16 protein-coding genes are annotated in these 13,821 nt (G+C 42.5%); 2 read left to right on the top strand and 14 right to left on the bottom strand.

The annotated features are described in order from the left end of the window. From AB4Z17_RS07365 to AB4Z17_RS07405, 9 genes are all read right to left on the bottom strand, one after another. Window positions 1-320: TetR/AcrR family transcriptional regulator (locus AB4Z17_RS07365; protein ID WP_441959011.1), on the bottom strand; the 320-nt coding region annotated here is incomplete at its 3' end. A 370-nt stretch (window positions 321-690) separates the two neighbouring features. After that, on the bottom strand, window positions 691-972 hold the full coding sequence (locus tag AB4Z17_RS07370; RefSeq protein ID WP_441959013.1) for an alpha/beta-type small acid-soluble spore protein: 282 nt from the start codon (window positions 970-972) through the stop codon (window positions 691-693). A gap of 56 nt (window positions 973-1,028) precedes the next feature. After that, complete coding sequence (locus AB4Z17_RS07375) at window positions 1,029-1,316, bottom strand: hypothetical protein (protein WP_441959015.1); 288 nt, start codon at window positions 1,314-1,316, stop codon at window positions 1,029-1,031. A 143-nt stretch (window positions 1,317-1,459) separates the two neighbouring features. Further along, window positions 1,460-2,647 (bottom strand): phosphopentomutase, encoded by a 1,188-nt coding sequence (gene deoB, locus AB4Z17_RS07380; protein WP_441959017.1) that lies wholly within the window; start codon window positions 2,645-2,647, stop codon window positions 1,460-1,462. Window positions 2,648-2,679: 32 nt separating this feature from the next. Next, complete coding sequence (locus AB4Z17_RS07385; RefSeq protein ID WP_441959018.1) at window positions 2,680-3,861, bottom strand: NupC/NupG family nucleoside CNT transporter; 1,182 nt, start codon at window positions 3,859-3,861, stop codon at window positions 2,680-2,682. Between the two features lie 22 nt (window positions 3,862-3,883). Next, the gene (locus tag AB4Z17_RS07390) at window positions 3,884-5,179 is read right to left on the bottom strand and encodes a purine/pyrimidine permease (protein ID WP_441959020.1); all 1,296 of its coding nucleotides are present in this window, start codon (window positions 5,177-5,179) and stop codon (window positions 3,884-3,886) included. Window positions 5,180-5,212: 33 nt separating this feature from the next. Further along, entirely contained in the window at window positions 5,213-5,929 is a 717-nt protein-coding gene (deoD, locus tag AB4Z17_RS07395; protein WP_441959067.1) for a purine-nucleoside phosphorylase, read from the bottom strand. 212 nt (window positions 5,930-6,141) lie between these two features. Next, on the bottom strand, window positions 6,142-7,578 hold the full coding sequence (locus tag AB4Z17_RS07400) for a helix-turn-helix domain-containing protein (protein WP_441959022.1): 1,437 nt from the start codon (window positions 7,576-7,578) through the stop codon (window positions 6,142-6,144). A 341-nt stretch (window positions 7,579-7,919) separates the two neighbouring features. Next, complete coding sequence (locus tag AB4Z17_RS07405) at window positions 7,920-8,852, bottom strand: helix-turn-helix transcriptional regulator (RefSeq protein ID WP_441959024.1); 933 nt, start codon at window positions 8,850-8,852, stop codon at window positions 7,920-7,922. 95 nt (window positions 8,853-8,947) lie between these two features. Between AB4Z17_RS07405 and AB4Z17_RS07410 the strand changes: the two genes are divergently transcribed. Beyond that, the gene (locus tag AB4Z17_RS07410) at window positions 8,948-9,448 is read left to right on the top strand and encodes a VOC family protein (protein ID WP_441910942.1); all 501 of its coding nucleotides are present in this window, start codon (window positions 8,948-8,950) and stop codon (window positions 9,446-9,448) included. Window positions 9,449-9,568: 120 nt separating this feature from the next. On the opposite strand, the gene rlmH is transcribed toward AB4Z17_RS07410, so the two are convergent. The 3 genes from rlmH to AB4Z17_RS07425 all read right to left on the bottom strand — a co-directional run bounded on the left by rlmH (window position 9,569) and on the right by AB4Z17_RS07425 (window position 11,864). After that, entirely contained in the window at window positions 9,569-10,048 is a 480-nt protein-coding gene (gene rlmH, locus AB4Z17_RS07415) for a 23S rRNA (pseudouridine(1915)-N(3))-methyltransferase RlmH (RefSeq protein ID WP_441959026.1), read from the bottom strand. Between the two features lie 2 nt (window positions 10,049-10,050). After that, entirely contained in the window at window positions 10,051-10,218 is a 168-nt protein-coding gene (locus AB4Z17_RS07420) for a CxxH/CxxC protein (protein ID WP_063847536.1), read from the bottom strand. Window positions 10,219-10,487: 269 nt separating this feature from the next. Beyond that, window positions 10,488-11,864 (bottom strand): S1C family serine protease, encoded by a 1,377-nt coding sequence (locus AB4Z17_RS07425; RefSeq protein WP_441910944.1) that lies wholly within the window; start codon window positions 11,862-11,864, stop codon window positions 10,488-10,490. Between the two features lie 160 nt (window positions 11,865-12,024). Here AB4Z17_RS07425 and AB4Z17_RS07430 point away from each other — a divergent pair, with 160 nt between their 5' ends. After that, the gene (locus tag AB4Z17_RS07430; RefSeq protein ID WP_054025729.1) at window positions 12,025-12,246 is read left to right on the top strand and encodes a hypothetical protein; all 222 of its coding nucleotides are present in this window, start codon (window positions 12,025-12,027) and stop codon (window positions 12,244-12,246) included. Here the strand turns inward: AB4Z17_RS07430 and AB4Z17_RS07435 are convergent. Both AB4Z17_RS07435 and yycI read right to left on the bottom strand, forming a co-directional pair. Beyond that, window positions 12,215-13,021 carry an MBL fold metallo-hydrolase gene (locus tag AB4Z17_RS07435; protein WP_076266550.1) on the bottom strand — a complete coding sequence of 269 codons (807 nt, stop codon included), beginning with the start codon at window positions 13,019-13,021 and terminating at the stop codon, window positions 12,215-12,217. The genes AB4Z17_RS07430 and AB4Z17_RS07435 overlap by 32 nt on opposite strands. 33 nt (window positions 13,022-13,054) lie before the next feature. Next, window positions 13,055-13,810 (bottom strand): two-component system regulatory protein YycI, encoded by a 756-nt coding sequence (yycI, locus tag AB4Z17_RS07440; protein WP_339205778.1) that lies wholly within the window; start codon window positions 13,808-13,810, stop codon window positions 13,055-13,057. Window positions 13,811-13,821: the final 11 nt, after the last annotated feature.

Consider the following 13,821-nt stretch of genomic DNA (forward strand, 5'->3'; position numbering starts at 1 on the left):
GTACTAATTTTACTAGAATCCCCCAGAAGTTGATGGAGCGTAGATTCTTCTACATAAATGAGAAGTAACTGCTCGAGAGCGTCCATAGGATCAGTCTCATCAATTGCTGAACAATTTTCTAATACCTTTGCTATTACGCGCTTCATACAAGCAGCAACTATCTCTTCTTTATTAGAGTAATATTGATAAATAGTGCTCCGGGCTCCGGACAGATGCTGTGAGAGCAGCTTGAGATGAAAACCGTCGTAGCCATGCTCAAGCACTAATTTTTTTGTCGTATCCAGCAGCTCTGTCTCAGTAAAAGATTGTTTTCTTCCCACTGAATCTCTTCCTTTTCATCAATTAAGATCTGTGTTAAAAGTTATCTTTGCGTAATAAATTAATATCGTAAATTTAAAAGAGTCCTACCTCTGATTATATTTATTATCAGTGTAGCATATGTTTATAGGCATTGCCCAAAACAAGACCAGCGATCTCAACAAATAGAGGTGATTCGATCGTATCGTTAGCTCACTTTTCAATTTTATCATTGTTAGCGTCTGCCCATTTAAATGTAATTCAAAAAAATACTTGGAGATAACAAAAACCCCTTTTTGGGAGAAGGGGTAAGTTATCGTCTTTAAAACCACTGGGTTTAATATCAAGTCAGTGCTCAGCGAACTTCATCCATAATCTCAGAACACTTCAGGATTACTCCCTATTTGCTATTTGCTCCTGGGCGAGGCGGATCATTTCCCTAACCATGGAACCGCCAATTTTGCCGCCAACTTGGCCTGCTGATTCCGTAGTCAGTTGACCATTGTTTCCTGGGTGCAGTGGTACACCAAGCTCCTTTGCCACTTCGTATTTCACGTCATCCGGTTGATTCGGATTCACGGCATATCCTTCGCGTTTCATTACATCTGCTTTGAAAGCTTGCATTCCCTGTTCGACCCCTGGCACCGCATATTTTCTCCTTCTTCTTGCCATCATGCAGCACTCCCCTCGATGTTTTTACCTAACATGCCCGGAAGCATCCAATTTCATCCCTATTCCCATCGGTACGAAGTTAATCCATGACAAGGATGCTGGCTAGACTCCTCAAATAAATTGTTTTTAGTACTTTTGTTCCAGCATCTGACGACGCTTGCCGCTTGCTTGATACAGGCTTCCCCATTGTGCGGCGATAACGATGAAGCCCACTGTTGCCGGGTGGCAGATTCGGCCACCGCAAATATAGCGTATTTTGTGAAGTGATTAACATCTCTGGTAATGTTGTTGCCGCTCTCTGTGCCGCCGACTTTCACCCATTCCATCTTCAATTGGTCATTTCCCATTTCCTTTCAAGCTATTTAGGTCAATGTCGAAAGGAGCCATTTTGGCATGTTTCACTTATTATGACGTTACCGTCTCTAGGTACACTATTATCATTGGCCCTCGTTTTCTCAACTAACCAGTACATTGGCAATTCAAATCAATTTTATTTAAGCTTCTGTAAGAGGCTCTGTCCAAACTGCGGCATTTTCACATCAAAGTTATCTGCAACCGTTGCCCCAATATCCGAAAATGTCTTACTTACAGGTAACTCTTTTTGCGCAGTGAAACTCTTGCTGTAGATGAGTAAAGGAACATATTCACGGGTATGATCTGTACCCGCATGAATGGGATCATTGCCATGGTCTGCTGTAATCATGAGAAGATCATCTTCGCTCAGCTTGGCAAGAACTTCATTTAATCGAGCATCAAATTGTTCTAGCGCTTTCCCATACCCGATCGGGTCTCTACGATGTCCATAAAGTGCATCAAAGTCAACAAGATTCAAAAAACTAAGTCCTGTAAAATCAGTATGAATGGTGTCCATGAGTTTATCCATGCCATCCATGTTTGATACTGTGCGCAAAGACTTGGTGACACCTTCACCATCATATATATCTGAGATTTTGCCAATCGCTAATACATCGAACCCAGCATCCTTGAGCTCATTCATCACGGTTCTTCCATAAGGCTTCAAGGCATAATCATGACGGTTCGATGTTCTCTTGAATTTTCCAGACTCTCCGAGGTATGGCCTGGCAATCACTCTGCCTAACATGTATTCCTCACGTAGCGTAACCTCTCTGGCTATTTTACAGATTTGATATAGCTCTTCCAAAGGAACAACCTCTTCATGAGCCGCAATCTGAATCACTGAATCTGCTGAAGTATAGACAATGAGTGCACCAGTGTTCATATGCTCTTGCCCAAGTTCATCCAGAATAGCTGTACCGCTAGCTGGCTTATTCCCAATAACCTTTCGTCCCGTTTTTTGTTCTAATTCGTTAATTAATTCATTTGGAAACCCTTCAGGAAACACTTTGAAAGGAACATCGATTTTTATGCCCATAATCTCCCAGTGCCCAGTCATCGTATCCTTCCCGTTCGAAGCCTCCTGCATTTTGGTGAAATAAGCTAAAGGCTGCTCTACTTTGGGTACTCCGGGTATTTGGTCAATATGGCTTAACCCTAACTTAGATAAAACAGGAACATGCAGCCCATTCATTTTTTCTGCAATATGCCGTAATGTATGAGATCCTGTATCCCCAAACTTTTCAGCATCCGGAGCTTCACCGATGCCTACAGAATCCATAACGATGACGAAAATCCGCTTAAACCGAGGTGTTTGTTTCATGTTAATGCTCCTTCTATTTTAGCTGTACTCAACTAAAATATGATTCCGATAACGATGGCTGATAAAACGCTTACAAGTGTCGCGCCATATAACAACTTTAATCCAAATCGAGCAACCACATTCCCTTGTTTTTCATTCAAGCCTTTTACGGCACCCACGATTGTACCAATGGACCCAAAGTTAGCAAATGAGATTAGAAACACAGAGACGATGGCTGTCGTACGATCACTAAAGCTGTCTTGAATTTTTACAAAATCAAGCATTGCCACAAATTCATTCGCCACTAATTTGGTCGCCATGATACTGCCTGCACTAACAGCCTCAGACCATGGCACACCCATAACAAATGCGATTGGTGCAAAGACATAACCTAATGCTTCTTGGAACGAGATACCGAATATTCCAGCGAAAACGCCGTTAATTAGAGCAATTAACCCAACGAAACCAACCAACATAACCCCAACCACGACGGCTACCTTAAAGCCATCCATGATATACTCGCCCAGCATTTCGAAAAACGTTTGTTTTTCTTGTTCCTGAACTTCAACGATATCCTCTTCAGGTTTAACCTCATATGGGTTGATGATGGATGCAATAATAAAACCGCCAAATAGGTTTAGTATTAATGCAGCTACAACATATCTAGGCTCCAGCATCGTCATATAGGAACCAACGATTGACATGGATACCGTCGACATTGCTGATGCACATAATGTGTACAGACGCTGCTTAGACAATAATCCGAGTTGATTTTTTACGGAAATAAACACTTCATTTTGTCCGACAATGGCAGCCGCAACCGCATTATAGGATTCCAATTTCCCCATACCATTTATTTTACTTAGGACCAAGCCAATATACTTTATAATAAACGGCAGTATTTTATAATGTTGCAGAATCCCGATAATTGCTGACATAAATACGATAGGCATCAATACAAAGAGGAAAAACGTGTGTGCCCCTTCGTTTGCCATTCCACCAAAAATAAAGTTAATCCCTTCATTTGCATATCCCAGTAATTTATCAAAACTATTGGCAAAGCCCTTAATTAATAATTCCCCTATACTCGTTTTTAGTAGAAGTATTCCTAAAACAATCTGAACCGCAATCATGACAATAATTGGTACATATTTAATCTTTTTCTTATCATTGCTTGCAAGCCATGCCAGTATTAGAACAAGAATTAGACCAGCAACAGAGATGAGATAATGCATCTTTACCCCTCCAAATTTTTGTTTATTGTTTTACTTTACTCCGCTGTTTTTCCCTCCACATGAACCCCTGTTCCAAAATAATCGCTAACAGGCTTCCACATATTAACCCATTATTTAAAATGGCGATCACGATCGGAGACAAATGGATTGTGGCTGATGAAGGGATAAACATTAAACCCACACCCATTAGCAGGGAAACTCCACTAACAATAAAAGGTCGCTCTTCATGAATGACCTTTCGCAATTCCCTCAACGATATTCCAACCATCTTCACAAAAATAACGAATGTAACAGCATAGCCAATCGGAGCTGGAATGCCGGATATGACATTCATAATTGGCGGAAACAATGATATAACGATCACTAAGCTGCACCCTATTAAGAACGGCCTACGCTCTCTCATACCTGTCTGTTCAACATATCCCGCTGCTCCCGAAATAGGCACCGAGCCAATCGCCCCTAAGGTGCCGCCAATAAAATGTGTAATCCCGGATATAATTCCAGCACGCCAATAACGGCGATGATCTGTGGATTGCTTTTGCTCTATCACGGTTTCCATCAACCGGATGGATGCAATCGCATTGGTTATTAACAGCAGGGTTAATAACAACGCTGTAGTGATGGTCCCACCGTCAAATCGCGGCCATCCAAATGGCAACATTTCAGGTAGATTAACTAGGTTTTTTGCATGTGAAAAAACCGGTATATTACCAAAAACTGTAAATAATAGCCAACCTAACAATATACTAATGATCACCGAAAATTGTCGAAGTAACGCGATGCGGCAGCTCCCTAACCAAAAGGTAATGCAAACCACAATCCCACTAAGCAAAAACACTTTAACATCTAACATCGTATGGCTAGATGTAACTCCCATCATCCCTTTCATAAAAGAACCGCTTAATTGAAAGATCAATAACAGTAGATATATAAAAGTGATGGTTGGTGTAAATAATCGGGCTATTTTATCCATTAGCTTAAAGGCTGAAATGAGGATGAATAAGACACCGCTAATGATCATTCCTCCACTTAAAGCTTGCAGAGCATCAATGTTAGAAGAATATAATACCCCCACTAAACTCGCGTAAATGGTAAAAATGCTCCACCATAACCCTGCCGGACCTTCATGAATAGGAAGTTTATGACCCATCAGGCCTTGTAAAAAGCCCGCTATCCCCAAAGTAATAATGGTACTCTGGATGAGTCCAGCAGTCTCAATGGGTGTTAAGTTATATAAATCTGCGATAGCAATTGGTGCAGCAATTGCGCCTGCGATCATAAAAATCATCCACTGCAATCCGGACAGAATTACTCTCATTTCTTTCTCACTCTCTTTTCCTAACCCTTTACCCTATAAACTAGTGTCATCAATGATTGTATTAAGAGCTATTTCTACCATTTCATAAAAGGACTGTTCACTTTCTTGATGAGTTAAGTGCTCCTGCGTTAATAATTGACTGCCCACGGTCAAAATAGACAGTGCTTTTACCCCATATTTAGCAGCCAAAGTATAGAGCGATGTGCTTTCCATTTCTACTGCTAATACGCCAAAGTCCATAAATTTGTGAAGTCGATCCAACGTTTCACGATAAAATTCATCAGAGTTATAAATGTTGCCAACAAAGACTTTCGCTTGCTTACCTTGTGTGTGTTGATATGCTTTCATTAACAATGAGAAATCAGCCGTAGGCGCATAGTTGCAGCCATGGAAAATCTTCTCAGTAAGATTGCTGTCTGAAGACACGGCTTGAGCTAATACAATATCACGGATATTTACTTCTTTTTGCATCGCGCCACATGTGCCAATGCGAATCAATTTCTTCACTTCGTAATCGATGATCAGTTCCGTTGCATATATGCTCATCGATGGGTTCCCCATCCCTGTCCCCTGAACCGACACCGGCATACCTTTGTATAACCCAGTGTATCCATACATACCTCTTACTTCGTTATAGCAATAGGCTTCCTCTAAAAAATTCTCTGCTACAAATTTTGCACGCAAAGGATCTCCTGGAAGCAAAACACGTTCTGCTATTTCTCCTTTTTTTGCACCTAAATGCCTGCTCATATGGTTTCCTCCAATAATCTGAATACTGCACTCGGATTTTCCGAAATCGCTTCCATTTACCGACGGGAAAATAGATGCTTTAGTATTTTCCAAACGAATTTCCTTAAGGAAGGTCAGCCTTAATCGTTTAGAACCTGCTTTGAGCATAAGGTTTTTTATCATCGCAAACTAGACCAAAATCTTACGTAAGGTACGGAAAATAATTGGTCAAATTATAAAAGTAATTCTTTGCGAATATTGTCCAGATCTCTTTTAGATGGAATCGTAGAAATAGTAACAACAGGTACTGTCTTTAATGAAACTGGGAAATTACTAATGACGAAATCGATTTGATGCTGCTGCACCATCTCGTCGGTTAGTCCTTTCATAATGGAAGTATTAACGATCAACTGATCCCCAATTTCCTTTTTAATCAAATCCGCTATGTAATGGCGAATCGAAAATTCTTCACCGATCACTAAGAAGGCCTTTTTTCTTTTATAACGCAAGCTTGAACGAACAATTAAGGTTAGTTTTGTTAAATGGAAATCATTATACAGGACAGAAGGATAAGCTTCATTCCACGTTTTCATGCAGTCTTGCAATTGTTGATATATCTGCTGGCACTCTTTTTGAACATATGTCGATAGATTGCTTTTTGAAATCATCATCCATTCAGGAATGGCATTATCCATTAAAAGCTTGTCAATGAAGTCATATACCTCCAATGTAAATCGTTCTTCCATATCCATATTCGGATATACCTTTGCCAGTAATGCAAAAAGCAAATTACCCATTTGATACTCTTCTTTATCCTTGTATAATTCGAATTCTTTTATCGGTGTCATTTCCGATCCTTCGTAATAATGGTATTGGCTGAGTCTCACTCGTGATTGCATAAAGAATATTTCACTTTCAGGAAATTCTATAGAAAGCTGTTCTTCTAGACTCTTCGCAAGAGCTTTGACCGGCAAATAAAACATCCCTTTTTCCCAGGGATATCTGACGTAGTCGACTTTTACACATTTCCCTCTCGTCACTCTATCTACTACAATCGCCAGCAAAAAGGATAATTTCCTTTTGGAATTGATAAAATAAACGATATTTTTCTCATTCTCTATATTTGTGATTAATTCATTAATATAAGCAAAGTCAATATTCTCAAAGGGCCATCCAGTAAAGTCATAGGCATCACAATACAACTTCCAATAAAAATACCGTATATTCATTTCATTCCCTTTGATCTTAGGGCTGGAATAAGTAATGTGCAGCTTATACGGCTTCAGATCATTATTATTTAAATTTACAATCAACTTCTTCAAAGACGAGGTGCTCATAAACATTTCACCAGCAAGCTCCTCTACTGAGAATCGTCCGTCAGTGGTAAACAATAGACTCATCAGCCGATAAAAGGTGGTTTGCCTGAGCATAAAAGAAACCACTTCACTAATCGTCTTCCCTCGTCCATCACGTCGAAGAAATACTCCCTTTCCTCTAGTCACCTCAATGGTGATATCGGGTGGCAGCTGCTTGCTTATCTCTTCAACCATCTTACGTATGGTTTTATCTGAGATTCCTAGACTTTTCTCAACTTCGGCTAAGGTAAACCACCTTTGTTCCGTATCAAGCAGTGTTAATAATTGGCTAGCTAATTTATATTCCTTATCCATACTCCCACCCTATTTCAATTTAATTTGAATGTTATAGGATAAACAAGGACAATTCCTCTTGCCCTTTTTGTCGTTCTTTTCCCGTAATTCCAACAAGCCCCTCTAACGAAAAATCGATTCTCCCAGAAGGAAGAATCGGCTTTTTGATCTGTTTGAATAATATCTATGTTAAGTCTCACCCTAACCCAATTGCGCTATGCAGTATCAAATAAGAATTTTGTTTAAAATAATTCGGCTTACTTATGATAAGGCTCAGCTTAACGGGGCTATCGGCGAAAAATGCGAAAGGAGCTGTCGTGTTCAGCTCCTTCTTACGACATTTCATCCAGATTGCTGTCTGTCTATCGTCCATATAAAGACAAGATACTGGCCGCTTTTTCAATTAAATGTTCTCTAATATGCAAAGGGCTCAAACATTCACAGTGATTGGTAAACCTGAATAAGGAGTCATAACCTTGCTCATTATTTTCCAATGAAATTGTTGCAGTATACCAGCCATCTGTATAAGAAACAATACAATCTTCACCATAAAAATCTATAATCGTCTTTTTAATATTTTCATGAAATCTGATTTGAACGTTTATCCATGAAACTTCTTTGGAGAATGATGCATCCATCTCATCGATTTCAAACTTGCTCGGGACAAATGTTGTGTCTGATAGAGAAATATTAGATATTCGGTAAACTCGAAATGTTCGAAACTCCTGCTTTAGCCGACAAAGGCCTTGCAAGTACCAATGATTTCCCTTATGAATAAGTCGGTACGGCTCGACTTCCCGGTTGGACGACCTTCCCTGTGCGTTGCAATATTCAAAATGTAATATTTTCTGCTGATCCAAAGCTCTTTGCACACATTCTAGAAATTGCTCCAAACGAGCGTCTGCATACCACGGTGTCAGGTCAATGACGATTTGTTTTGTTTGCCTTTCAACCAACGATAATTGATTAATAGGTACCATACCTTTAACTTTGATAATGGCATTTTTGGATTGCTCGTCTTTTAATACAGATTGTACGCCTAACAAGCCAATAAGCATCGTGCGAATGTCCTTGTTTGTGAAAAGCTTTTTATCTACTTTATATTCTTCCAGAATACCAATGCCGCCCTGACGTCCAGGGTAGGTTACGATCGGAATACCCGCCTGATTGATAGCTTCAACATCCCGGTAAATCGTACGGGTAGTAACTTCCAAAATTGTGGCCAACTCTTTAGCATCTATTTTTCTGCGTTGCATGAGAAGCATAATAATGGAAATTAATCGGTCAATATTCATCCTATCACCCCCTCTGCCTTTAAAACTATGACATAATGTTGTCAAGTTTTCCATGATACAATCAAATCGAATTCAATCATTGGAGGTTGGGCCGAATGAACGAGAACCAGATGTTGCAAATTGAGAACCGTACCATTACCCCTTGGATCACTACAAAAAGCACAGAAAAATTGATTGCCTTTTTGGCTTCCGCATTTTATGCTCAGGAACTTGGCCGGGTATACAATGCTGACGGAAGCATAGGACATGCAGAGGTACGCATCGGCGATTCAAAAATTCTAATGTTCGATTCTCCTGCCGATTGGCCGTCGTTTCCTTGCTTTATTCGTCTGTACGTGGGTGACAGCGATGAATTTTATGCTCAGGCCATAAAGGCCGGAGCTACATCTATGACGAAAGTGATAACCCAAGCATGGGGAGAACGAGGTGGAAGAGTGGTTGATCCATTCGGGAATATATGGTGGATAACATCGAAAATAGAGGACGTTAGTCCTGAAGAAATGATGGAGCGCTCAAAACAGCAAACGTATATCGATGCTATGGAATATGCCCAGAAGAGCTTTAATCCATTTTTGACGGATGTGAGAAATAGCTGAAGTCATTTAGCACGACGTCATCAAGAGTTTGCCGTCGTGCTGTTTTCAACTTATTTTGAATGAGCAGAAAGCTAAAGCCTGAACCACCAAAAAGAGGATTTTCGCAGACATTTTTCGCCGTTACTTATGGTAAGGTTCCCCCCTATTTATCTTCACTCCGCGATAAATCTGCTCAATCAGCACCAGTCGCATGAGCTGGTGCGGCAAGGTCATGCGCCCAAAGCTCAGCTTCTGCTGGGCGCGCTTAATCACAGCGGGAGACAATCCCGTACTCCCGCCAATAACAAAAGCCACGTGGCTGCGCCCATACGTGGCTAATTTATCGAGCTGGCCCGCGAGATCCTCGCTTGACCAGAGCTCGCCATCCAGCGCGAGCGCGACAACATGCGCATCAGGCTTCAGCTGCGCTAGAAGCCTCTCGCCCTCTCGCTCGCGCACAATCGCTTCCTCCGCCGCACTCATCGTCTCCGGCGCCTTCTCATCGGGCACTTCCGTGAGCGTAAGCTTCACGTATGGCCCTAACCGCTTGGCATATTCCGCTATGCCTAGCACTAAGTACTTTTCCTTCAGCTTACCAACAGCAGCTATCTGTATATGCATTTCTACACCACCAAAAAAGTAGCTGGCTCTTCACAAAAATCACATTTGCGCGGTGGATCCCAATCTGCGAATTGTGTTTCCTTCAGATCTACTACGTCTGGTGCATCCTCATACTCATCTACAAAACGGTCCAATGCTTTCTCAATATGCTCTTTACATACACAATACATCGTCTGCACGCTTCCTATCCCTAGTTGATGGTCGTCCTTATTGTCTATACACAGCATATCAGAAAACGCCTCTCCATGTGAAGACGACAATTTTCGTATTATCTCCGCACAATCCCTTTCCCAGTATGCTCCCCGCATCCACGCACAAAAAAAACCGCAGCACACAAATGGGCTACCATTTGCATACCGCGGTTCATTTGAGCTATTCCTAACATTCCAGCTCAATAAGCTTGAACTAACCAAGCTTTATCCAGCTTATGCACTCGAACTTATTCCTCATCTGTCTTCTCAGCCAGCTTAAACTTTGTAACCTTCAGCTTCCCATCACGGTAAAAGCTAATCTCAATCTCGTCACCAATCTTCTTCTGTTGGTACAAATATTTGCGAAGGTCCATCGTACTGCTGATCGGATGACGATCCAGCTTAACGATCACGTCATTGAACAGCAAACCTGCATCCTTAGCAGGGCCAACCGCTTCAAGCACGATTACACCATCGTAAACCTCGTCTGGCAGCGTAAGCTTCGGTCCGCCCTCAAGAATCTGATCATCGCCTGGGTCAGCCTCTTCTTCGTCATGAGGAACATCGCCCTCCGGCAAAATCCCGCCTTCACCAGGATTGCTGTACGCATCCGCAAAGTCCTGCTGCTCCCAATACTGCTCCAAATCCATCGTGTATACGCCAAGATATGGACGCGGCACATGGCCCAGCTTGATTAAGCTTTCAACAATCGGCATAGCCAGATTGATGGGGATAGCAAAGCCAATGCCTTCTACGCCAAGATCAGCTATTTTCATGCTGTTGATACCAACTACACGTCCATTCAAATCAATAAGCGGCCCGCCGCTGTTTCCTTGGTTTATGGATGCATCAATCTGAATAACCTCTTGTTCCCAGTCATACACGCCATCTTGATTAAGTGATACCGGTACAATTTGTCTTGTCTTGCTCACGCTGCCCGTTGTCACAGACTCTCCGAGTCCGAGCGGGTTGCCGATCGCAATAATATATTCAGCAGGGCGAAGCGCAGACGAATCGCCAATTTCTGCAACAACTTCGATTCCTTTTGCGTCAATTTCCAGCACAGCAAGATCCGTAATTTGATCTTTACCGACAATACGTGCCTCTCGCGCTTCTCCATTCATCAGTACAACCTTTACCGCCTGTGCCTGATCAATGACATGGTAATTCGTAATAATAATCGCTTTGCCATCCTTCTTGCTAATGATGACACCTGAGCCCACACCCGCTTCGCGAAGCGTACCTTTGCCCGCTTCTTTTTCCGGCTGCGATTTGTCCTTTCCAATGCCAAGAGAGAACATTTGCTGATTAATGACGCTTACGACGGCCGGTCTTACTTTCGCTGAAGCCTGTATAGGACGCTCAAGCGGATCAATCACTTGTATACCACCCGTTACCGGTGCGCCGCCGCCGCTGGTCGTACCACTGCCTCCGCCGCCAAACACAGCACCGAACAACAACGTTGCAGCTACCGCGCTCGTAATAGAAGATACAAATGCAATACGAACGTTGGACCACTTGCGTCCACCGCTCTTATATCGAAATGCAAAGTCTCCTTTCTTACTCTCGCGAGCAGCACGCTTGGATACTTTGGTTGAATAAAAATCGTCGTCGAATAAGCTCATTACTATCGCCCCTCTCATTGCCTCGGACATCAAGACTATTTTTTTGAATCTAGGAATGTTTTCGGAAGAAATGACTAAAATAATAATAGAATCATGCGATGCTTATCAGAAGTTTTTTTTTGCGCTTCAAAAGTCGTTCCACTAAAGGAGAAATGCTTATATGAAAGCCAAAACGCCTGTCGCTTGGGAACATGTTCAGCTTGCTGCAAAGCTAGCAGATTTAAAGGATGATCACTACCGTACCGTTCTCACCTTAAGTGCGATGCTAGAATTGTTTATAGATAAGGGCATACTTACTAGAGAAGAGCTAAGTGCTAAAGCGGATGCGCTTGATGCACAGCTGGAATCCCTTATTTCTGCTTCACTACATCCCATGACGTAGGTCGGTCGTGATAGGTTGCGCGTAGAGGATGTTCTTCTTTCTTATAAAATATTCCATGGTCCTCTAATATAGTATTCACGGTCAGCATTGCCAAATCCATTAAATTATGGTCAAGGCTCAAATGAGCCAAATAAACGCGTTTCGTTCGATCTGTCATGAGCTCTAGCAGCGCTTCGCCTGCAGCCACATTGGATAAATGGCCAACGTCGCTCAATATCCGGCGCTTCGTATTCCACGGGTAACGCCCCATGCGAAGCATTTCCGTATCGTGATTGGCCTCAAGCACAAGCACATCAGAATCAATAATTTGACGTTTGACCTTTTCACTTACATACCCTAGGTCAGTAGCTAGGCTCAGCTTCTCGCCATTCTCTACAAAGCAATAGCCTACAGGCTCTGCCGCATCATGCGAGATCGGATACGATTGAATAGCCATTGAACCGAGGTTCACCTCTTCACCTGTCTCCATAAAAACTCGCTTCTCTGGAGCAATCGTGCCAACATGCCTCTCCATTGCAGCCCACGTTGCCTCATTGGCATAAATGGGCAAATCATATTTCCTTGCAAAAGCACCCAATCCCTTAATATGATCGGAATGYTCATGTGTGACGAACAGCCCGTCCAATTGATGACCCATTACTCCGCGCTCGCGCATGAGTTCATCCAGCTTCTTCGCGCTCATACCGGCATCTACAATGACCATCTTGTCATTCCCCTGCACGATGGTTGCATTGCCGGTCGAGCCGCTTCCTAGTACTGTAAATCGAAGTCCCATAATAACTTTTTCCTGTCCCTTCTCCTGCTCCCGTTAACGTAAACCGTTCGCTGCCGCTTCCCCTTGCTCATCATCCGTTGCAACCTCGCCGCTGATGGCATGCACGTAAAACAGATGACCGTCCTCCAGCATAACACGCCATGACGGCACCGACACTTGACGCTCCGAATCAAAGATTTGTCCTTTATAGCCAAGCTGGATATCGGTAATGACCGCACCATCGGGTAAATAAGTTTCAATCAAGCTCGCTACCACCTTGGCAGCTGGCAGCACCTGCTTGGCTTCACCTGATCCGAGCAGCTCTACACGATCCTGCAAAAAAGAAGTAATCTTCTGATCCTTAATATAAAGCTTCAGCTTCACATCAAACATCGGACGTCCTTCTACTACTCGATAAAAAACAGACTCGCCTACGCTGCTGTTCAGCAAATCAAATGCATATTGATCAAGCTCAGGAATACGATCTCCCAGTGTCTTTATTAATTCTTTTTTGGAATAGATGATCGTACTATCCACCGGTTCTTTCAATATGACTGGCTCCGCATTTTTGCGGCTGTCAGAGTGGAGCAAATAAGTTAAGTCCTTGAGCTCAGGTGTTTCCAGCGACAGATTGGCTTCTAACGAAATACGCTTCTGCTGCATGAGCAGTAACTTATCCTGCGGCAGCTCCGCCGTGTTTACATTAATGTTCAACTGTTCCCTGATATCCAGCCATAGCTGATAACCAAGCAATACATTGAGCAGCAAAAACGAAATAATAAGCACGTTTTTCGCTCGTCCCCAATCCAATCGCTTTCACC

The sequence above is a fragment of the Paenibacillus sp. TAF43_2 genome (assembly GCF_052113545.1).
Classification (GTDB): domain Bacteria; phylum Bacillota; class Bacilli; order Paenibacillales; family Paenibacillaceae; genus Pristimantibacillus.

Bases quoted from the DNA above. Each gene is read 5' to 3' on its own strand.
- AB4Z17_RS07425 (WP_441910944.1), bottom strand. From the start codon at position 11,864: ATGAGCTTATTCGACGACGATTTTTATTCAACCAAAGTATCCAAGCGT.
- AB4Z17_RS07390 (WP_441959020.1), bottom strand. From the start codon at position 5,179: ATGAGAGTAATTCTGTCCGGATTGCAGTGGATGATTTTTATGATCGCA.
- AB4Z17_RS07405 (WP_441959024.1), bottom strand. From the start codon at position 8,852: ATGAATATTGACCGATTAATTTCCATTATTATGCTTCTCATGCAACGC.
- rlmH (WP_441959026.1), bottom strand. From the start codon at position 10,048: ATGCATATACAGATAGCTGCTGTTGGTAAGCTGAAGGAAAAGTACTTA.
- deoB (WP_441959017.1), bottom strand. From the start codon at position 2,647: ATGAAACAAACACCTCGGTTTAAGCGGATTTTCGTCATCGTTATGGAT.
- deoD (WP_441959067.1), bottom strand. From the start codon at position 5,929: ATGAGCAGGCATTTAGGTGCAAAAAAAGGAGAAATAGCAGAACGTGTT.
- AB4Z17_RS07410 (WP_441910942.1), top strand. From the start codon at position 8,948: ATGAACGAGAACCAGATGTTGCAAATTGAGAACCGTACCATTACCCCT.
- AB4Z17_RS07385 (WP_441959018.1), bottom strand. From the start codon at position 3,861: ATGCATTATCTCATCTCTGTTGCTGGTCTAATTCTTGTTCTAATACTG.
- AB4Z17_RS07400 (WP_441959022.1), bottom strand. From the start codon at position 7,578: ATGGATAAGGAATATAAATTAGCTAGCCAATTATTAACACTGCTTGAT.
- AB4Z17_RS07430 (WP_054025729.1), top strand. From the start codon at position 12,025: ATGAAAGCCAAAACGCCTGTCGCTTGGGAACATGTTCAGCTTGCTGCA.
- AB4Z17_RS07375 (WP_441959015.1), bottom strand. From the start codon at position 1,316: ATGGGAAATGACCAATTGAAGATGGAATGGGTGAAAGTCGGCGGCACA.
- AB4Z17_RS07420 (WP_063847536.1), bottom strand. From the start codon at position 10,218: ATGTATTGTGTATGTAAAGAGCATATTGAGAAAGCATTGGACCGTTTT.
- AB4Z17_RS07370 (WP_441959013.1), bottom strand. From the start codon at position 972: ATGATGGCAAGAAGAAGGAGAAAATATGCGGTGCCAGGGGTCGAACAG.